At 67.2% G+C, this 19869-nt stretch carries 20 protein-coding genes; 7 read left to right on the top strand and 13 right to left on the bottom strand.

Features of this window, described 5'->3' with window-relative positions; translation table 11 throughout:
* Nucleotides 1-6: 6 nt before the first annotated feature.
* Genes IPV09_RS03865 through moaA form a run of 3 tightly spaced genes read left to right on the top strand, consistent with a single transcriptional unit; the run spans nt 7 to nt 1945 of the window.
* Nucleotides 7-483, top strand: a complete 477-nt coding sequence (locus IPV09_RS03865; protein WP_207473821.1) for a molybdenum cofactor biosynthesis protein B — start codon at nt 7-9, stop codon at nt 481-483.
* Nucleotides 483-953: a molybdenum cofactor biosynthesis protein MoaE gene (locus IPV09_RS03860; RefSeq protein ID WP_207473820.1), complete on the top strand. Its 471-nt coding sequence runs from the start codon at nt 483-485 to the stop codon at nt 951-953. The genes IPV09_RS03865 and IPV09_RS03860 overlap by 1 nt, the downstream gene beginning before the upstream one ends.
* Nucleotides 950-1945 (top strand): GTP 3',8-cyclase MoaA, encoded by a 996-nt coding sequence (gene moaA, locus IPV09_RS03855; protein WP_207473819.1) that lies wholly within the window; start codon nt 950-952, stop codon nt 1943-1945. Before IPV09_RS03860 ends, moaA begins: the two co-directional genes overlap by 4 nt.
* Nucleotides 1946-2101: 156 nt before the next feature.
* Here moaA and IPV09_RS03850 read toward each other — a convergent pair whose 3' ends face one another.
* Both IPV09_RS03850 and IPV09_RS03845 read right to left on the bottom strand, forming a co-directional pair.
* Entirely contained in the window at nt 2102-2602 is a 501-nt protein-coding gene (locus IPV09_RS03850; protein ID WP_207473818.1) for a hemerythrin domain-containing protein, read from the bottom strand.
* Nucleotides 2602-2901 (bottom strand): DUF2249 domain-containing protein, encoded by a 300-nt coding sequence (locus tag IPV09_RS03845; protein ID WP_207473810.1) that lies wholly within the window; start codon nt 2899-2901, stop codon nt 2602-2604. The genes IPV09_RS03850 and IPV09_RS03845 overlap by 1 nt, the downstream gene beginning before the upstream one ends.
* 49 nt (nt 2902-2950) lie before the next feature.
* On the opposite strand from IPV09_RS03845, the gene IPV09_RS03840 reads away from it, so the two are divergent.
* Together IPV09_RS03840 and IPV09_RS03835 are read left to right on the top strand one after the other, a co-directional pair.
* On the top strand, nt 2951-3667 hold the full coding sequence (locus IPV09_RS03840) for a metalloregulator ArsR/SmtB family transcription factor (protein ID WP_207473808.1): 717 nt from the start codon (nt 2951-2953) through the stop codon (nt 3665-3667).
* Between the two features lie 61 nt (nt 3668-3728).
* Complete coding sequence (locus IPV09_RS03835) at nt 3729-4379, top strand: hypothetical protein (RefSeq protein WP_207473806.1); 651 nt, start codon at nt 3729-3731, stop codon at nt 4377-4379.
* A 98-nt stretch (nt 4380-4477) separates the two neighbouring features.
* On the opposite strand, the gene IPV09_RS03830 is transcribed toward IPV09_RS03835, so the two are convergent.
* From IPV09_RS03830 to IPV09_RS03780, 11 genes are all read right to left on the bottom strand, one after another.
* A complete protein-coding gene (locus IPV09_RS03830) occupies nt 4478-4717 on the bottom strand; it encodes a MoaD/ThiS family protein (protein ID WP_207473804.1) in 240 nt (79 codons plus the stop codon).
* A complete protein-coding gene (locus IPV09_RS03825; protein ID WP_207473802.1) occupies nt 4718-5620 on the bottom strand; it encodes an NTP transferase domain-containing protein in 903 nt (300 codons plus the stop codon). It lies immediately after the preceding gene.
* Nucleotides 5610-6089, bottom strand: coding sequence for a cyclic pyranopterin monophosphate synthase MoaC (gene moaC, locus IPV09_RS03820; protein ID WP_207473800.1), 480 nt, complete (start codon nt 6087-6089; stop codon nt 5610-5612). The genes IPV09_RS03825 and moaC overlap by 11 nt, the downstream gene beginning before the upstream one ends.
* Nucleotides 6086-7321, bottom strand: coding sequence for a gephyrin-like molybdotransferase Glp (gene glp / locus IPV09_RS03815; RefSeq protein WP_207473798.1), 1236 nt, complete (start codon nt 7319-7321; stop codon nt 6086-6088). Before glp ends, moaC begins: the two co-directional genes overlap by 4 nt.
* The gene (locus tag IPV09_RS03810) at nt 7314-8096 is read right to left on the bottom strand and encodes a HesA/MoeB/ThiF family protein (RefSeq protein ID WP_207473796.1); all 783 of its coding nucleotides are present in this window, start codon (nt 8094-8096) and stop codon (nt 7314-7316) included. Before IPV09_RS03810 ends, glp begins: the two co-directional genes overlap by 8 nt.
* Before the next feature lie 318 nt (nt 8097-8414).
* The gene (locus tag IPV09_RS03805) at nt 8415-8807 is read right to left on the bottom strand and encodes a hypothetical protein (RefSeq protein ID WP_207473794.1); all 393 of its coding nucleotides are present in this window, start codon (nt 8805-8807) and stop codon (nt 8415-8417) included.
* A 222-nt stretch (nt 8808-9029) separates the two neighbouring features.
* Complete coding sequence (gene narI, locus IPV09_RS03800; protein ID WP_207473791.1) at nt 9030-9809, bottom strand: respiratory nitrate reductase subunit gamma; 780 nt, start codon at nt 9807-9809, stop codon at nt 9030-9032.
* On the bottom strand, nt 9806-10561 hold the full coding sequence (gene narJ / locus IPV09_RS03795; RefSeq protein WP_207473789.1) for a nitrate reductase molybdenum cofactor assembly chaperone: 756 nt from the start codon (nt 10559-10561) through the stop codon (nt 9806-9808). The genes narI and narJ overlap by 4 nt, the downstream gene beginning before the upstream one ends.
* A complete protein-coding gene (narH, locus tag IPV09_RS03790; RefSeq protein WP_207473788.1) occupies nt 10558-12321 on the bottom strand; it encodes a nitrate reductase subunit beta in 1764 nt (587 codons plus the stop codon). Before narH ends, narJ begins: the two co-directional genes overlap by 4 nt.
* Nucleotides 12322-12349: 28 nt before the next feature.
* On the bottom strand, nt 12350-16060 hold the full coding sequence (locus tag IPV09_RS03785) for a nitrate reductase subunit alpha (RefSeq protein ID WP_207473787.1): 3711 nt from the start codon (nt 16058-16060) through the stop codon (nt 12350-12352).
* Nucleotides 16057-16848 (bottom strand): metalloregulator ArsR/SmtB family transcription factor, encoded by a 792-nt coding sequence (locus IPV09_RS03780; protein ID WP_207473786.1) that lies wholly within the window; start codon nt 16846-16848, stop codon nt 16057-16059. Before IPV09_RS03780 ends, IPV09_RS03785 begins: the two co-directional genes overlap by 4 nt.
* 244 nt (nt 16849-17092) lie before the next feature.
* Here IPV09_RS03780 and IPV09_RS03775 point away from each other — a divergent pair, with 244 nt between their 5' ends.
* Both IPV09_RS03775 and IPV09_RS03770 read left to right on the top strand, forming a co-directional pair.
* On the top strand, nt 17093-18430 hold the full coding sequence (locus IPV09_RS03775; RefSeq protein WP_207473785.1) for a nitrate/nitrite transporter: 1338 nt from the start codon (nt 17093-17095) through the stop codon (nt 18428-18430).
* A gap of 11 nt (nt 18431-18441) precedes the next feature.
* The gene (locus IPV09_RS03770) at nt 18442-19848 is read left to right on the top strand and encodes an MFS transporter (protein WP_207473784.1); all 1407 of its coding nucleotides are present in this window, start codon (nt 18442-18444) and stop codon (nt 19846-19848) included.
* Nucleotides 19849-19869: the final 21 nt, after the last annotated feature.

Here is a 19869-nt window from a genome sequence, read left to right as displayed (position 1 = left end):
GGGAGCATGCCCCAGGACCTCGCGACCGTGGTCACCGTGTCGGACCGGAGCGCCGCCGGCGAACGGCAGGACAGCTCCGGTCCGGTGGCCGTTGCCCGCCTGGAAGAGGCGGGTTTCCGCACGAATCTGCGCGTCGTCCCTGACGGTGCCGAGTCGGTCGCTGCCGCACTGCGCGAGGCCGTTGAGGTCGGCGCCCGGGTGGTCATCACCTCGGGCGGCACCGGCATCGGCCCCCGCGACCTGACCCCCGAGGGCACCCGTCTGGTCATCACCCGCGAGGTCAACGGCATTGCCGAACTGCTGCGCCTGCGCGCCATCGAGGTGGCCCCGCACGCAGCACTGGGACGCGGCACCGCCGGTGTCGTCGGCCAGACCTTGATCATCAACCTGCCCGGTAGCCCCCGGGCAGTCGACCAGGGGCTCGACGTGGTGCTGCCGCTGCTGCCCCATGCCCTGTCCCAGTTGTCCGGAGGAGATCACTGATGCCCGTCGTCCATGCCCACGTCAGCGAAGAGGTCATCGACGCCGAGAAGTTGCGGTTGTTGGTCGACTCCCCCACCGCCGGTGCGGTCGCGGTGTTCCTCGGCCAGATCCGCAACCACGACGCCGAGGCTCAGGGCGAGGTCGCCAGCATCGACTACTCCGGTCATCCCGACGCCGACGCCATGATCGGCCCCATCGTCGCGGCCGTCCTGGACGAGCTGGACCCGAACGGCGAAGCCCTCGTCAGCGCCCAACACCGCGTGGGCCACCTGGAGGTCGGCGAACTGGCCATCGTGGTGGCCGCATCCTCCGGCCACCGCCGGCTGGCCTTCTCGGTGTGCGAAACCGTGGTCGAGCGCATCAAGGCCGACCTGCCGATCTGGAAGCACCAGACCGAGGTGGACGGGCGCAAGGTCTGGTCGAATCTGGGCCTGGACGACGGCTCCACGGCAGGGACGGGGACATCATGACGCTCGAGGACAACTACGGACGGGTCCACCGTGACCTGCGGATCTCGCTGACCGACCACTGCAACCTGCGCTGCACCTACTGCATGCCCGCCGAGGGAGTGCCGTGGCTGCCACGCCAGACCCTGCTCACCCCCGAAGAACTCATGCGGATCGTCCGGGTCGGTCTGTCCCAGGGCATCACCGAGGTGCGGCTGACCGGTGGCGAGCCGCTGCTGCGTCCCGACATCGTCGAGATCGTGGCACGGATCGCGGCGCTGCAACTGCCCGACGGCAGTCACCCCGAGATCTCGATCACCACCAATGGCATCGGCTTGTCGAAGACTGCACCCGCCCTGGCCGATGCTGGCCTGACCCGGGCAAACATCTCCATGGACACCCTGGACCCGGAACGCTTCCACAAGCTGACCCGCCGCAACCGCCTCAACGACGTGATCGCCGGCATCGACGCCGCGCTCGCGGCCGGCCTGACGCCGATCAAGATCAACGCCGTGCCGATGCGCGAAACGAACCTGGACGAGGTCGCCGATCTGCTGGACTGGTGCCTCGATCGTGGGCTGGAGTTGCGCTTCATCGAGCAGATGCCGCTGGACGCCGGCCACATCTGGAACCGCAGCACCATGGTCACCCAGGCGGAGATGATCGAACTGCTGTCGGTCCGCCATGAGCTGACCCCCATCCAAGGACGCGGCGCAGCACCCGCCGAACGCTTCCTGGTCGACGGCGGCCCCGGGACGGTGGGCATCATCGCCTCAGTGACCGCGCCCTTCTGCGGGGCCTGCGACCGGCTGCGCCTGACCGCCGATGGTCAGCTGCGCAACTGCCTGTTCGCCCGCGGCGAGAGCGACCTGCGCGGTCCGATGCGTGATGGGGCCAGCGACGAGGAACTGGCCCAGATCTTCCACACCTGTCTGGCCGGTAAGTTGCCCGGGCATGGCATCAACGAGCCCGGCTTCCTGCAGCCCGATCGTCCGATGAGCGCGATCGGCGGCTGACGCGGCATCCCCGGCAAGGATCACTGCCTCGGCTCAGATGACTGCCTCGTAGCCAGAGCGCCCCAGAGATGTCCATGAACTCGGGATGATCACCCGTTGTGGGCTCGACAACCGCCACTTGCTGGACATTTCTGGGTGCTCAGTAGTGAGCGGTGCTCAACCCGCCGCGTGTTCGTGCGGGTGCTCGTGCTCGTGCTCGTGCGGGTTGCCCACCCGATGATCGTGGTCATGGGTCAGGGCATCGACCTGGTCCCAGTCCGGGCCGACCAGGGACACGGCGGCGGCCGGGAACAGGCTGTTGTCCTCGCGGTCAATGTGCTCGCGCAACGCGTCCTCGAAGACGCCGACCAGTTCCCGACGGCCCGCGTCAATCTGCTCCAGCAGCCCGTCCAGGGTGACGTGTTCGCCGCACAACTGGGTGACGTAGTCGACGAACTCGTCCTGCTGCTTCATGACGCTGAAGAGTCCGACCTCTTCGGCGCCGGTGTGCGGGCCCAGCAGGCCCGCCACTACTGCGACATGTGCGCGCACCTGCTCATCGGTTGCCCCGTCCTCGACGGCACGACGCAGTTCGCCGGTGGCATTGATGATCTCGACGTGCTCGTTCATGAATCGTCCGATCACGTCGATGGCGTCACAGCCGCAGTAGCTGCACATCAGCCTCGCACCATCTTCAGGCGCCACACCTCGGGGCCCTGTTCGACGTAGCTGATCTCGACGGTGCCATTGAACTGCTGGTCGATCTGGCGCAGCAGCGGCTGCGGGTCATGCGGGGCGGCCAGAATCATGGCGCCACCAGCCCCCAACTGGCCGAGCGCACCCAGGATCGCGCCGTGGCGAATCGCATGGGGAATGGCCCGGGCATCAAGTTCGGGCAGGTCCTGGTCGTGGTCACCGCAGCCGCACGCGTGCTTCTCGGTGATCGTCAGGGGGTTCTTGAGGGATTCTGTGGTCATGCGAGTACATTAATCCATGAGTGATGTAGCAATACCTCGGGGGTAGGTCATGACTGTGCACGGCACCGGCAACGGTCCACGACAGCGGACGACGCGACGGCTGTCGGCTGCGCGAGAACGCGTGCTGCGGGCGGTGGCTGGCCTGGCCGAGGCAGCCCCTGGCCAGTGGGTCACCCTGGACGTCGTCGCCCAGCACTTGGGCGGCCATCCCAACACCTCGCGCCAGCAGCTCTCGGCGCTGGCCGATGAGGGGATGGTCGAGGTGGCCTCCTTTCCCACCGGACGACCCGGTCGCCGACCCCAGGGTTTCCGCCTCACCCCACGTGGCCGCGCCGCCCTGGCCGAGCACGACCAGGCCGACGAGTACCGCGACCTCGTCGGTGCGTTCGCGACCTACCTCGTCGCCCAGGACCAGGACACCGCGCCCGAACATGCCCGCGCCATCGGCCAGATCTGGGGCAACCAGCAGGCCGAACACTTCACGGCCGCAGATGCGCAGCCCGGGCAGGCACCCATTGACGGGTTGATCGAGGTCCTCGACATGCTCGGCTTCTCACCGACCCGGACGGCCACCGCCGACGGCGAGGCACTGACCCTCAGCAGCTGTCCCCTGCTCGACCTGGCCGTGCAGCATCCCCAGGTCATCTGCGAAATGCATGAAGGCATGGTCGACGCCGTCATGCGCAACCTCGGCTCCCGCGAGGGTGTGGAACTGTTGCCGATGGCTGACCCGACGGGTTGTCGTATCCAGATGCGTCCTGAGTAACATCCGGGACCCGTAGCCGCGAGCATCCGCCACTGGCGCCCTGGACGGGCAGGATGGACCCATGAGTTATGCCATCATCCTGACCGCGACCGAAGAGAGCGGTACCTTCTTGTCCGAGGACGAGCAGACCCGCGCCCGGGGAGTGGAGACCTTCAACCGGATCGAGTCCCGCACCCGTCAACTGTTCGGCGACGATGCGGGCACCTGGAGGCCTACCGAGCCTGGTGCCGCTTCCTTCGGCGAGGTCACCGACCGTTCCACCGGACTGCAGGTTGTCCTCACCGGCGAGGGCGCGCAGGTCCGCTTCCCCACCGACGGGTACGCCGACGCCACGGCCTTGCACGAGCGAGCCCGCCAGGTCATCCGGATCGTCCAGGAGGAGACCGGCTGGGACGCCTACGACCCGCAGACCGAGCGGGACTTCGACGGCCGTTTCCACGTCGTCGACCGCCCCGTCGTTGCTCCCCTCGCCCCCACGACCGACGCCGAGTCCGAACCCGCACGAGCACTGCTCAAGAGCCTCAAGCGCAGGGCCATCACGTCCTACATCCTGGCAGCGGTGATTCTCGGCGCCGCCGTGTGGGACCTCACCGTTGGTTCGGTCGGGACGTTCACCTGGGTACTGCTGGTGATCGGGGCGATCAACCTGATCTCGGCTGTGGTGGTCACCGTTCGGACGAAGGGCCTCACCGACGTGTCAGCCTTCCGGTGATCCGGTCGGATTACCCGGCTTGCACCGGTCTACCCGAGTTCCTCTCCGGGTAAATCGCGGGAACCCGGGTATCTGCGCCACCCGGCCCGGGTCGGCGCCTATCCCCCGGCGAACGGCGGCAGCACGTCCAGCTTCGCCCCGGCGGTCAACACCGTGGCCGGGTCGCTGACCTTGGCACCGTCCAGGAGCAGAGAGCACCGCCCGACCACCTCCGCGAGACGTTCGCCGTGGCGCTCGGTCATCACGGCCAGCACCTCGGCCAGGGTGCCGGGCTCGAACTGCTCGGCAGTGGTGCCGGCAGCATCGGCTGCGGCGGCGAAGTAACGCACGTTGACCATTCAGATCTCCTTGTCAGAGGGGTGTTCTTCAAGTCCAGGGGGAACCGGGGCGGCGGTGGCGGCGTCCTCGACCACCCGCAGCAGGAAGTCGGGGTCCCCACCGGCACCGACCGCCACGCCCAGGATGAAGGCGCTCACCGGCGCCATCGGACGCGCCCCGGCATGGGCGACCTCGCGGGTCATGTCCAGCAGGGCGTCCTCGTCGACCAGGTCGGGATCGACCCCCACCGCGGCGCAGACCCGCTCAATGAACGGACGCCACGGCGTGCGGTCCTCGGGCGGGCTGCCGGTGGCCAGCCGGATCGCGGCGTTCCAGCGGGCGTGGTCGTTCCAGGTGTCCAGGTCGCGGGCGGCGTTCTCCACGTCCGCCTCGACCACCACCGGATTGAGTACGCCGACCATGCCACGCACCGACCGGTCCCGCGGGTCGCCGTAGGCCGCGACCGCGGCCTGCAGCGCCGAGGTGCGGTAAATCCCGAACAACCACTCCGGCTTGCCGGGTTCGCGGGCCAGGCAGTAGGCGTCGGCGGTCGCCGACCCGGACGCCAGGAGGTCCAGCAGGTGGTGGACCGCCATCGGCGCGCCCGGCAGGTCGCAGGCCAGCAGCAGCGTCCACTCGGCGGGTTCGGTCACCGCCGCCATCCCGGCCGCGATCCCGGCGGCCGGTCCGGTGCCCGGCGGGTCCTCCCGGGTAACCAGCACTCCGTCGGGAGCACTGACCGGTCCGACCACGACCGTCGTCCGGGCGCCGCTGGTGGCCTCGAGCACGCGATCGAGCAGGCGGACGCCGCCGACCTTGAGCTCGGCCTTGTCGACCCCGCCCAGGCGGGACCCCTTGCCGCCAGCCAGCACGATTGCATCAAAGCTCGCCTGACGGCTCGGGGCATCAAAGCTACTCGTCACGGCGCCACACCCCCGATCGCCCGCCCTCCTTGGCGAGCAGTCGCACATTGCTGATGTGGGCGTGGCGGTCGGTGCCCTTGATCATGTCGATCACGGCCAGCGCGGCGACGGCCACGCTGGTCAGGGCCTCCATCTCGACGCCGGTCCTGTCTGCCGTCCGGACGGTCGCGACGATCTCGACACCATGATCAACGACCTCGACCTCGACCACTGCCCCGTGCACGCCGATCACATGCGCCAGCGGCAACAACTCAGGGGTCTTCTTGGCCGCCTGGATGCCGGCGATCCGCGCCATGGCGAGCACGTCACCCTTGGGCACCCGGCCCGAGCGCAGCAGTTCGACCACCTCGGGACTGCAGAGCACGGTCCCGGCGGCGGTGGCTGCCCGCACGGTGGGCTGCTTGGAGGTCACGTCGACCATCCGCGCCTGACCGCTGGCGTCCAGGTGGGTGAAGGGGTGTTGGCTCATCGAATGCTCCTGATCATGACGACATCGCCGGCCTCGACCCGGCTGACCGTCGCCGGAACATCGGCGATGGCGTGTGCGCGGGTCAGGGCGCTGACCATGTGGGAGGCCGAGCCGCGGCGGTGGGCCGGACGCACCAGGCGCCGACCGGTGGCGTCATGCTCGACGGTCACGGGGATGAACTGTCGGCGTCCGGCCGGGGTGTCCCAGGCTTCGGCCGCGACGGCCGCCGACCAGGGCTGCTGCGGACGGCCCAGGAACTTCTCGATCAGGGGGCGGACGAACAACTCATAGCTGGTGGCAGTGCTGAGCGGGTTGCCCGGCAGCCCGAGCACCGGGGTGCCATTCCACCGGGCCCACCCCTGCGGCTTGCCGGGCTGCATCAACACATGCCGGAAGGTCCCCTCAGCGCGGGCGGCCAGGGCGATGCGGACGACATCATGGTCGCCGGCGCTGATGCCACCGCTCATGACGATCAGGTCGGCAGCTCCAGCCACCGCGTCCAGCCCCGCCGCAAAGGCCTGTGGGTCGTCGGGCAACCAGAGCCGTTCAATGACCTCGGCACCATCGTCCTCGAGGGAGGCCGCCAGCTGGGTCAGGTTCGATTCGTGGATCTGGCCGGGGCCAAGGCTGCCGCCCGGGGGCACCAGTTCGTCGCCGGTGGCGACCACGACGACCCGCGGACGCCGCACGACCGCGACGGTGCCCGAACCACTCGAGGCGGCAAGCGAGACGTGGTGGGGACCCAACAGTTCGCCGGCCTGGATCAGTTCCTGGCCGATGCTGAAGTCCTCACCCACGTGGCGCACATGCAGGCCCTCGCGTCTGGGCAGTTCATTGACCTGAACGCCGGGCTGGCCGGGGCCAAAGGCATCGGGATGTTCGGTGACGAACTCCCGCTGGATGATCGTGTCGGCCTGACTCGGCACCGGCGCACCGGTCATCACGCGCACGCATTCGCCGGGGCCGAGGGCGGGGTCCAGACCGGAACCGGCGGGGACGTCACCGACCTCACGCAGCACCTCGCCCACCGCGACCGAAGCGAACTGCACGGCGAAACCATCCATCGCCGAGTTGTCGAAGCCCGGCACGTTGACCTTGGCGGTGACCGCCTCGGCCAGGGTGCGGCCGGCGGCGTGGGCGACGGGTACGGATTCGGTCTCCTTCAGCGGGCTGACCAGGGCCAGCACCTCGGCGAGGTACTCCTCGACCGTCACCTGCAGGCGCTCAACCATGGCTCTGGGCCAAGGGGGCGCGGGCGACGAGCGGCAGGACCTGCGGAGTGGCGGTCAGGGCGTCCAGGTACAGCAGCCGACCGATCAGCGGGTCACCAACGCCGGTGATCAGCTTGATGGCCTCGACAGCCATCCAGGAGCCGGCGATGCCGGTCAGCGGCGCGAAAACCCCGACGTCGTCCAACTTGGTGACCCCCGATTGCTGGTCCTCGTCGAGCAGGTCGCGCAGACCAATGCCCCAGGACGTGCGGAAGACGGTGACCTGGGCGCGGGTGCTGCTGACCGAGCCGTAGACGACAGGCAGGTCGAGCGTGTCGGCGGCATCAGCCATGGCGAAGCGCACGGGCAGGTTGTCGGTGGCGTCGACGAGCAGGTCGTGGCCGCCCAGTTCGGCAACCGCATTGGACGGGTCCAATCGCAGGTCACGCTCGATGATTTCGACCTCGGGGTTGAGGTCGCGCAGCCGGTCGGCGGCACTGGTCACCTTGGGCACCCCGACGGTCCCGGTGCCGTGGACGACCTGGCGTTGCAGGTTGTGCACCTCGACCACGTCATTGTCGATGATGGTGAGCCGGCCCACGCCGGCCCCGACCAGGTAGGTGAGCACCGGGGAGCCCAGCCCACCGGCTCCCACGACGGCCACCGAGGCGGCCCGCAGCCGGGCCTGCCCCTGCTCGCCGATGGCGGGGATGGCGGTGGTGCGGCTGTGGCGGTGCCGTTCGTCGGGGGTCAGCTCGCGGGCGTCAGCCACCAGCGGCCCAGGGTGCGTTTTCACCGGTACGTGCTCCTCGTCGTTGCCTGCTCCCACCCTAGCGAGCGCGGTGTGAGCGCCTTCTGGGGGTAGCCACTACGGACGGTTACACCGCGCCATGGGAAGCACATCCGGGCCTTCCGCCCATCTGGACTGCTCGCCGAGCCCCACAGCGACCCAGACACCCTAAAATACCTCCCTGTGCAGCCTACGATCTGTGTTGTATCAGCGTCGCTGACCTAACTAGCCAGGGCAGCGAGATGGCCCAGCATGTCCGCCCTTCCAGACGCTTACGCGGAGAATCAGCCACTCCCAAGCCTGCGAACTATGGGCGGGCTCACTTCAACTGAATCGCCAATATTCACCCGGCCCACTTTCCACCTTCAGACCTCTACGCCACAACCATTTGTACTCCACCACCTTGCCCTGAAGAAAATTGCAACAGACCGTCGCAATATCCTCCATCATCTCAAGATCAACCTCCCAATCCAGGGCGGTAGGCACCCGATTCTCTGCGAAGAAGAGCGGCCCCACTGCCAACCCAGTATCAAGCACCAACCACATAATAGGTGAAGAAAGCCTCGCCTCAATCCAAGGATCACCCGCGCTAATCTGAAACCGGATGGCGACATCAACGCGCGGATGAAACGTCGTCGATGCCGTCGCCTCCGGAACGCAACGACTCACCGAATCAATCAGAACTCGACTCCACCATTCAACATCCATGAACTTCACCCACTCTACTTCTGCCACACGCATCCACGGCCCTGGCCTCCCCACAGTGTGCAATTGAGACTCTTTGTCTTGAAGTGCAGATCGACGCCCCCGTAACGGCTTTGAAAATGCCCATGGAATCGTGTTGCCTGCCTCTCAAAGCCGCTGGACTTCAACCAAAGACCCCTCCTGTGACCGAACGAGTGGGGCGACGGTGACGCTGCCTGACAGCTCCGCCAGCCACTACCCCCGCGTCTTCTCCTTCTTCCGGGTGCCCGGACGACTGCCGTCCCAGCCCGGCTTGTTCCAGGTGCCCTGCGGCGTCTGCATCCGCTTCGGGCCGGCGCCACTGGCATGGCCGGCCGAGCGGTAGACGATGTAGGGCCGGTTCAGGTAGCCGATCGGGGCGCTGAAGACGTGCACCAGCCGCGTGAACGGCCACACCAGCACCAGCAGGAATGCCGTCAGGGCATGCAACTGGAACTGGATCGGGGCACTCGAGATCATGCTGGCATCAGGCGACAGCGCGAAGATGCTGCGGAACCACACCGAGACCCCCTCGCGATAGTTGTACTCGTCGCTGAGCGTGGTGCTGATGGTGTTCCACATGCCGGTGGCGATAGCGATCCCCAACAGCAGGTACATGGCCTTGTCGTTCCGGGTGGTGGCATTGAACACCGCTTTGGTCGTGCGGCGACGAAACACCAGGATGGTGAACCCGACGATGATCATTGCCCCCGACACCAGGCCGCCGATGACCGCGACCAGGTGATAGTTGTGCTGGCTGATCCCGATCGCATCGGTCCACGACTTGGGGAACACCAGCCCCATCACGTGCCCCAGCACGGCGAACAGCACGCCGAAGTGGAACAGCGGGCTGGCGATGCGCAGCATCCTCGACTCGTACAGCTGCGAGCTGCGGGTCGTCCACCCGAACTTGTCGTACTTGTAGCGCCAGATGTGGCCGACGACGAAGACGGCCAGGGCGATGTAGGGGAAGATCACCCACAGGAACGTGCTCATGACATGACTCCTTGGCCTGCCGGGGCGAACGAGGGCATGGCCTCGTCATCGGGATGCGGGTTGAGCCGCGGGTCGAGGGAATAGGCATCCAGGCCGACCGTCTCGTCCGGCGGGCCCTGCATCATCAGTTCGGCGACGGCCTGTTCCTGCTCGCCCTGCAGCACCGGAAGGGTCGCCAGCAGCGCGTTCAGGGCATCCACCCATGCCGAGGGACGATCCAGCAGGCCGCGGTACAGCAGTTCGATGCCGGCCCGGTGGTCGTTCAGCAGCTTCCACGCCAACCCGACGTCGTCGCCGGTGGCGCCGAACTCCAGCACCACCGCCAGGTGGTCAGGCAGCTCGTCGTCGGTCACCTCGAGCCCGCCCCGGCGGAACGCCTGCTTGAACTGCACCAGGGCAATCCCCCGCTTGCGGGTGTCGCCGTAGGCGTAGTAGCTCAGGTGCAGGGCGCATTTGCGGGTGGTGTCAAAGGTGTCGACGTAATCGGTCTGCAGCGCCTTCAACTCGGTGCCCTCGAGGTGGTCCATCAACCGCTGCAGCGGCGCCGCCACCGGCTCGGGCAACCGCTGCACCAGCTGCCGCAGCACCGGCAGCTGGTCGATGCCCTCTGGGGTGGGGTAGTCCAGCAGCAGGCTGATCACCTGCCAGGCCACCCTCAGGTCGGCCTCGCCGAGCTCCGGTTCGGGATGCTTGCGGCGCGGCGCCACCGCATCGCGCTTGCGCAGCCCCGGGATGTTGAGCCACTGCCTCATGACCGGGCCCCACCATCACTGCGATGCTCCCCCGAGGTGCCGGGGTCCCCGTCCAGGCGCGGCGCGCCCGCCATGAACGGATGATTCTCCCCGGACGGCTCGGCGCCAGGAATGCCGTGCCGCGAAGCGGCTTCGGCGGGGCTGGCCTTGCCGGGCATGCCCTGCCCGTCCCATTCCAGGTAGCTGACCGAGCCGGGCACCTGCGACATGTCGTCGGCCTGCATCCGGGCCTTGGTCTCGCGCAGGGTCTGGATGGCGACCGGCACCGGACCACCGCCCGAACCGCCGCCGAACAGGCCGGACTTGTTCGACTTGCCCTCGCCGACGGGGCAGTCGGTGCCGAGCTCCTCCAGCGAGTGCGCCTGCTCCTTGTGGGCGCTGGGAATGACGTAGCGGTCCTCGTACTTGGCGATGGCCAGCAGCCGGAACATCTCCTGCATTTCCCGCCCGGTCATGTCGACGGCGTTGGCGATCTCCTCCTGCGGTTCCCGGTCGAGGTTGATGTCTCGCATGTAGGAGCGCATTGCCGCGAGCTTGTCGAGCACCGCACGCACCGGCGCCACGTCACCGGCGGTGAACAGGTTGGCCAGGTACTCCATGGGAATGCGCAGGGCGTCGATGGCGCCGAACAGGTTGCCGGCGTCCTCGGCGTCGTGACCGGTCTGCTGCAGCTGCTCGACCACCGGTGACAGCGGCGGGATGTACCAGACCATCGGCATCGTCCGGTACTCCGGGTGCAGCGGCAGCGCCACCTGGTAGTCCTGGATGAGCTTGAGCACCGGCGACTTCTTGGCGGCCTCGATCCAGTCCAGGGGGATGCCCTGGCGTTCGGCCTCGGCGGCGATGGCCGGGTCTCGGGGGTCGACGAAGACGTCACGCTGTGCCTCATACAGCTTGGTGTCATCGGTGGTGGACGCCGCCGCCAGCACCCGGTCGGCGTCGTAGAGCATCAGGCCGATGTAGCGCAGCCGGCCGACGCAGGTCTCGGCGCACACCGTGGGGATGCCGACCTCGATGCGGGGGTAGCAGAAGGTGCACTTCTCGGCCTTGCCGGTGCTGTGGTTGAAGTAGACCTTCTTGTACGGGCAGCCCGAGACGCACATGCGCCAGCCGCGGCAACGATCCTGGTCGACCAGGACGATGCCGTCCTCGGAGCGCTTGTAGATCGCCCCCGACGGGCAGGACGCCACGCAGCTGGGGTTGAGGCAGTGCTCGCAGATCCGCGGCAGGTAGAACATGAAGGTCTGCTCGAACTCGAACTTCACCTTGTCCTCGATGCCCTTCAGCATCGGGTCAGCGTGGCCGGTGGCGTAGGTGCCGCCCAGGTCGTCGTCCCAGTTGGCGCCCCACTCGGGCTTCATCGGCTTGCCGGTCAGCATCGAGTGAGGACGTGCGACCGGGAAGTTCTTCTGCGCCGGTGCATTCAGCAGGGTCTCGTAGTCGTAGGTCCACGGCTCGTAGTAGTCGTCGATGTCGGGCATCTTCGGGTTGGAGAAGATGTTGAGCAGCTTGTTGAAGCGGCCGCCGCCCTTGAGCTTGAGGCGACCGTTCTTCTTCAGCTCCCAGCCGCCCTTCCACTCGTCCTGGTCTTCATAGCGGCGGGGGTAGCCGAGACCGGGACGGGTTTCGACGTTGTTGAACCAGACGTACTCGGTGCCGGTGCGGTTCGTCCAGGCCTGCTTGCAGGTCACCGAACAGGTGTGGCAGCCAATGCACTTGTCGAGGTTCATGACCATCGCCATCTGAGCCATGATGCGCATGTCAGTTGTCTCTCTTCCCTGTCGAGTCTCAGTACTCGACGTTCTGCGAACGGCGGCGAATCATGGTGACCTCATCACGGTTGTTCCCGGTGGGCCCGATGTAGTTGAAGGCGTAGGCCAACTGGGCGTAGCCGCCAATGATGTGGCTCGGCTTGATCAGGATCCGGGTCATCGAGTTGTGGATGCCCCCACGACGACCATTGGCCTCGGTCAGCGGCACGTCGATCAGCCGGTCCTGCGAGTGGTACATGAACACGGTGCCCTTGGGCATCCGATGGGAGACGATGGCGCGGGCGTTGACCACACCGTTGCGGTTGACCAGTTCCACCCAGTCGTTGTCCCCGATTCCCACCTTCTCGGCGTCCTGGACGCTCATCCACACCTGCTGGCCGCCGCGCGAGAGCTGCTGCATGAACCAGTTGTCCTGGTACTGGGAGTGGATGGCCCACTTGAAGTGCGGGGTCAGGTACCTGACCGAGACCCCCAACTCGTTGGTCTGCCCCAGCGGTGTCTCGTCGAAGAGCTGGCTCATGTTCAGCGGACCGCGGTAGGTCGGCAGCGTCTCGCCCAGGGCCTGCATCCAGTCGTGGTCGATGTAGAAGTGCTGACGCCCGGTCAGGGTGTGCCAGGGCTTCAGGCGCTCGACGTTGATGGTGAACGGGCTGTAGCGGCGGCCACCGCTCTCCGAACCGGACCATTCCGGCGAGGTGATCACCGGGGTGGGCTGGCCAACGATCTCGTCGAAGGTGATGATCTTGCCCTCGTGTTCGGCGGCCAGGTCGTGCATCAGGTGACCTGTGCGCTTCTCGAGGGTCTTGAAGCCCTGGGTCGCCAGGTGCCCGTTGGTGGTGCCCGACAGCGCCATGATCGCCTCGGACACCTGGATGCCGCTGACCAGCTTCGGTCGTCCGGCATTGACCCCGTCGCCGCCGTGGACGCCGTTGCGGCCCTTGAGGTATTCGACCGCGCTGCTCACGTCGTAGGTGACCGACTTGGTGGTGGTGCCCAGCTTGTCGAGCAGCGGACCGATCGCCGAGTACTTCTGGCCGATCAAGGTGTAGTCACGTTCGACGGCTGTCAGTTTCGGCATGGTGACGCCGGGAATGGGCTCGATCTCACCCTTCTTCCAGTCGGCGGCGATCCCGTGCACGTTGGCCATCGCGTCGGCGCTGTCATGCATGATCGGGGTGGCCACGATGTCGGTACGGGTGCCCAGGTGGGTCACGGCCAGCTCGGACAGCTTGTCGGCCAGCAGCCCGAAGATGTCCCAGTCGGTCTTGGCCTGCCACGGCGGGTTGATGGCCGGGGTGAACGGGTGCACGAAGGGGTGCATGTCGGTCGTGTTGATGTCGTGCTTCTCGTACCAGGTCGCCGCCGGCAGGATCACGTCGGACATCAGCGTCGAACTGGTCATCCGGAAGTCGAGGGTCAGGACCAGGTCGAGCTTGCCCTCGGGCGCCTTGTCATGCCACTTGATCGACGTGGGACGCAGGTGCTCGGGTGCCTCGTCGGCGGTGACCGCGCTGTCGGTGCCCAGCAGGTGCTTCAGGAAGTACTCGTCGCCCTTGGCGGAGTTGCCGAACAGGTTCGCCCGCCACAGGGTGAGCGCCCGGGGCCAGTTCTCCTCCGCGTCGGGGTCGTCAATGGCGAAGTTCAGTGCGCCCGACTTCAGGTTCTCGGTGACGTACTCCCCGACCGTCTGCCCGGAGGCCTTGACGTCATCGGCCAGGGTCAGCGAGCTGCGGTCAAAGGTCGGGTAGGACGGCATCCAGCCCGACCGTGCCGACTGGGCGAACAGGTCGGCGGTCACGCAGCCCTCGAAGGCGTTGTTGCCGAGTGCCTTGGCCGACAGCGACTCGGCCGAGAAGGTGTCGTGGCGCCACTGGTTGGTGTTGATGTACCAGTAGCCCGTCTGGATCATCTGGCGCGGTGGACGCTGCCAGTCCAGCGCAAAGGCCATGTTCGCCCACCCCGTGATGGGACGCGCCTTCTCCTGGCCGACGTAGTGCGCCCAGCCACCGCCATTGCGGCCCTGGCAACCGGTGATGGTGGTCAGCAGGATCATCGTCCGGTAGATGACGTCGGAGTGGTACCAGTGGTTGGTGCCGCCCCCCATCAGGATCATCGAGCGGCCCTTGGTGTCCTCCGAGTTCTGCGCGAACTCCCGGGCGATGCGCGAGACGGTCTCGGCCTTGACCCCGGTGATGCCCTCCTGCCAGGCCGGGGTGTAGGGCACGGTGGCATCGTCGTAGTCGGCGGGCCACACGCCCGGCAGGCCCGGGCGTCCGACGCCGTACTGGGCCAGCAGCAGGTCGAAGACGGTGGTGACCACCCGGTCGCCGACCCGACGCACCGGCACCCCGCGGCGCAGTTCCTGGACGTCGCCCAGGGCGTCGTCGAAGGCGGGCATCACCAGTTCGGCGGTCTCGGTCGCCGTCCCGAGCAGCGACAGCGAGGGCTGCAGATCGCCCAGGTCGAGGTTCCACTTGCCGACCCCCTCGTCACCAAAGCGGTCGCCGAGGGTGCCGTTGGGGATGGCGGGGCCGTCGGTGGCGCCGTCCCACAGTGCCGGCTTCCACATGGCGTTCTCGCCGGACTGCTCGGCCGCCTGGAAGTCGCCGGCCACCAGGAACTTGCCGGCCTTGTAGGTGCCGTCGGCCTGCGGGTCGAGGGTGACCAGGAACGGCAGGTCGGTGTACTGCTTGCAGTAGCCGTCGAAGAAGTCGACGGTGCGGTCGACGAAGAACTCCTTGAGCACGACGTGGCCCATGGCCATGCCCAGGGCTGCATCGGTGCCGGGAGCGACCGGCAGCCACTCGTCGGCGAACTTCACGTTCTCGGCGTAGTCGGGGCTCATCACCACGACCTTCTGGCCGCGATAACGCGCCTCGGTCATCCAGTGGGCGTCGGGGGTTCGGGTCAACGGCACGTTGGAGCCCCACATCAGCAGGTAGCCGGCGTCCCACCAGTCGCCCGACTCGGGCACGTCGGTCTGGTCGCCCCAGATCTGCGGGCTGGCCATCGGCAGGTCGGCATACCAGTCGTAGAAGCTCAGCATCGAGCCGCCGATCAGGCTGGTGTAGCGGGCGCCGGAGGCGTGCGAGACCATGCTCATGGCCGGGATCGGCGAGAAGCCGGCGATCCGGTCGGGGCCGTAGCGCTTGATGATGTAGGTGTGCGCCGCAGCGACCATCTCGATCGCCTCGTCCCAGCTGGCCCGGACCAGGCCGCCCTTGCCGCGCGAGGACTTGTAGCGCTTCGACTTCGCCTCGTCCTGGACGATCGAGGCCCACGCCAGAACGGGGTCGCCGTGCTCGGCCTTGGCCTGCCGGTACATCTCCAGCAGCACCCCGCGGATGTAGGGGTAGCGCACCCGGGTCGGGGAGTAGGTGTACCACGAGAAGGCCGCACCGCGGGGGCAGCCGCGGGGCTCGTACTCGGGCTTGTCGGGGCCGGTCGACGGGTAGTCGGTCTGCTGGGCCTCCCAGGTGATGATGCCGTCCTTGACGTAGACCTTCCACGAACACGAGCCCGTGCAGTTGACCCCGTGGGTCGAGCGGACGACCTTGTCGTAGGCCCACCGGTCACGGTAGAAGGCGTCCGAGCGACCGCCCTCGTTGTAGATCGACCGGCTGTCCTCGGAGACCTTCGCCTTGGTGAAGAAGCGCCGGGTCGAGACCAGGGCCTGGGTGAGGGGGTCGTCCAATCCCTGCGGGCGACGGGACTGCGTGTCGGTCATGATGACGGGCCTTTCGTGGCGGGCGGGCGGTGGGCGAGGTTGCGACGGGTGGTGATGCGGGCCAGGCAGACGTCGGGACTGGTCAACGGGGTGAGCTTGAGTTCGGCGTCACCCTCGCCGAGCGCCTCGAGGGTGCCCTGGATGATGCCACGGTGGACGCCGCAGGCGACGTCCGGGTTGGTGTCGACCAGGTCGCGCAGCGGACAGTGGTGCAACTGCAGTTCTGCGGTGTGGCCGGCGTTGGTGGTGGTCAGCTCCGGGGCGTAGCCCCAGTCGTCCAGCACGTCGAGGAGCATCCCGATCTTGGAGAACCACTGGGACCGGTTGCGGGCCGGTGGGGCCTGCCCGGGGTCGAAGAGGGCGGCGGCATTGGCCTCCAGCCAGTGGCGGCCGGCCTGTTCGGCGGTCGCGGGGGTGCCGTCGCTGAGCGCCTCGGCCAGCACGGACGAGAGCTTGGAGTACGACTCGGTGCCGGCCACCGCCGGCAGCGGCCCGGGGCTGGCGGCGTAGCGACGCTTGGGCCGACCCACGTGGCCGCGCTCGTCATGGCCGCTGACCAGACCGACGTCGATGAGTTGGTCCAGGTGAAAGCGTGCGGTGGTGACGTGCAGGTCGAGGCGCTCGCCCAGCTCTGCTGCCGTCAGTCCGCGGGCGCGGGTCATCGGCTCGGCCGCGGTGGGCACCCGCGGCAGGTTCGCGAGCAGGTCGAGGATGTCGCGACGCACCGGTGAGGCCAGCACCGCGAGCGCGTGCCGAGGCGGGTGCCCCCGGTCCAGCGCTGCGCTCATCAACCTGCTCCATACCTGTTGGTGGGGGTTCGGACATCCATGTCCGACGGCATTTAGCGGAATGCCAGTGCGACGATGCAATCACATCACATCGAGGGCCGCAATCCTCCGAATCATTCAAATACGCGTGACAGTTCCGATGCAGAAAATTGCCCACCCCTCGCCCGCGCCGCCGACGGGGTGTGCCACAGTTTCCACTGGACTCTGATTTGGCGGAGACCATTGTTGACGATTCAAGGACCTCATGAACGCCACCCCTGTCACCGAACTGCCTGGCTCTGGTCGAGTACTGACCTGGTCCACCATCGCCTTCACCGTGATGTTTGCCGTGTGGCTCATGTTCGGCATCCTCGGTGTCCCGATCAAGCAGGAGTTCGGCCTCACCAACGCGCAGTTGACCTGGATCAGTTCCCTGGCCGTTCTCAACGGTTCGATGTGGCGACTGCCTGCCGGGATGCTGGCCGACCGGATCGGTGGCCGCAAGGTGATGCTGGGGCTGCTGCTGATCGGCGCCGCGGCCTCGCTGGCGGTCTCCTATGCCCAGAACTACCCGATGCTGCTGGTGCTGGCCTTCCTGGTCGGCTTCGTTGGCAACGGTTTCTCCGTGGGCGTGTCGTGGAACTCGGCCTGGTTCAGCCAGCACCGCAAGGGCTTCGCCCTGGGCCTCTTCGGTGCCGGCAACGTGGGCGCCTCGGTGACGAAGTTCATTGGGCCGGCCATCATCGCCGCCACCGCAGGCTCCACCTACTTCCTCGGCATCCGGGGCGGCTGGCGCCTGATCCCGGTCATCTACGCGGTGCTGCTGCTGGTGCTGGCCGTGTGCGTGCTGCTGTTCACCCCGGCCAAGGACCGCATCCCCGGCGAGGCCAAACCCATCAAGCAGATGCTGCGCCCGCTGCGCGACGTCCGGGTGTGGCGGTTCAGCCTCTACTACGTGGTGGTCTTCGGCGCCTACGTGGCACTGTCGGCCTACCTGCCGAACTACTACGTGACGGTCTTCGGCCTCGACCTGCAGACCGCGGCGCTGCTGACGGCAACCTTCATCTTCCCCGCCTCGCTGCTGCGTCCCCTCGGCGGCTGGGTCAGCGACCGTTGGGGGGCCCGCCGCGCCATGTACGCCACGTTCTTCGTGATGCTGCTGACCTCGGGAATCCTGATGATGCCCAACGGGCACCTGGTCGTGGCCATGCCCGACGGCAGCGAACGCACCTTCCTGCCCTACCAGATGAACCTGTGGCTGTTCGTCGCGCTGGTCTTCCTGATGGGCTGCGCCATGGGCATTGGCAAGGCAGCGGTCTACAAGCACATCCCCACCTACTTCCCCGACAACGTGGGTTCCGTCGGGGGCCTGGTGGGAATGCTGGGCGGTCTGGGCGGATTCTTCCTGCCCTTGATGTTCAGCTACGGGCAGCAGGCCACCGGAATGTGGTCCAGCGCCTTCGTCGTGTTGTTCGGCTTCGTCCTGGTTTCCCTGCTATGGATGCATTGGACGATCCACCGCATGCTGCACGACCAGTCCCCACAACTGGAGGATGTGATTGACCGGCCCGACGCCGGGTCCGACCTCCTCGTCACCACCTGAGAGGCACGACGATGACCACCACCCCGAACGCGGCAACGGCTCGGCGCGGCAGTGAATGGCTGGACTCCTGGGACCCGGAGGACGAGTCGACCTGGGACAAACGGCTGGCCTGGCAGACGCTGTGGATCACCACCTTCACCCTGACCATGTGCTTCGTCGCCTGGTTCCTGCCCAGCGCCATCATTCCCAAGCTCAACGCCATCGGCTACTCGTTCAGCAAGCCGCAGTTGTACTGGCTGGCCGCCACCCCCGGCTTGGCCGCCGGGCTGCTGCGGCTGGTCTGGATGGTGCTGCCCCCCATCATGGGCACCCGCAAGATGGTCGCGCTGACCACCCTGCTGCTCGTCTTCCCGGTGCTCGGGTGGGGCGTGCGGACCATGGTCCCCAATGCCCCGTACTGGGAGTTGCTGGTGCTGGCCTTCCTGGCCGGCATCGGCGGCGGCGCGTTCTCGGGCTTCATGCCGTCCACCTCGTACTTCTTCCCCAAGCGGATGGCCGGCACCGCACTCGGCCTGCAGGCAGGCATCGGCAACTTCGGCGTCTCGCTGGTGCAGCTGATCACCCCCTGGATCATTGGCTTCGGCATGTTCTGGTGGATGGGCATCAGCCAGCAGATGAAGTTCCCGGGCAAGGCCGACCAGCAGGTCTGGTACCAGGCAGCATCCTTCGTCTGGTTGCCGTTCATCCTGATCGGCGCGTTCCTGGCCTGGCGGTACCTGAAGTCGGTGCCCATCAAGGCCAACATCCGCCAGCAGTTCGACATCTTCAGCAACCAGGACACCTGGTGGATGACGATCCTCTACATCATGACGTTCGGCACCTTCTCGGGCCTGTCGGCGCAGTTCGGTCTGCTGATGATCAACCTGTACGGGGCCGGCAACGCCGCCATCGTGCAGGGCAGCGGGGCGTCCGCGCAGCTGCTGGTGCAGGGCTATGACGTGCCCGACCCGGTCAAGTACGTGTTCCTCGGGCCCCTCATCGGCGCCGGCGCCCGGGTGCTGTTCGCGCCGCTGACCGACCGGACCGGCGGCGCCATCTGGACCCTGGTCTCCGGCGTGGGCCTGGTCGGCTCGATCTGGTGGACCATCGGCGGACTGACCCCCGACACGTCCTCGGCCGAGGCGCTGGCGGCAGGCTTCGACCGCTTCCTGTACGGCATGCTGCTGATCTTCCTGTTCTCGGGCATCGGCAACGCCTCGACGTTCAAGCAGATGCCGATGATCTTCGAGAAGCGTCAGGCCGGTGGCGTGATCGGTTGGACCGCCGCCATTGCCGCCTTCGGGCCGTTCCTGTTCGGCATCGGTATCACGGTGATGGGGGTCGTGCCGTTCTACGTGGTCGGCATCGCCTGGGCCGTGATGTGCGTCGTCATCACCTGGGTGCGCTACGCCCGTCCGGGAGCACCCAAGAAGAGCTGACCCGGGGCACCCGCATCGGCC

Source organism: Tessaracoccus sp. SD287, from assembly GCF_017355265.1.
Taxonomy (GTDB): Bacteria; Actinomycetota; Actinomycetes; order Propionibacteriales; family Propionibacteriaceae; genus Aestuariimicrobium.
The sequence above is the reverse complement of the archived record's forward strand: the minus strand, read 5'-3'. Positions and strand labels throughout refer to the sequence as shown.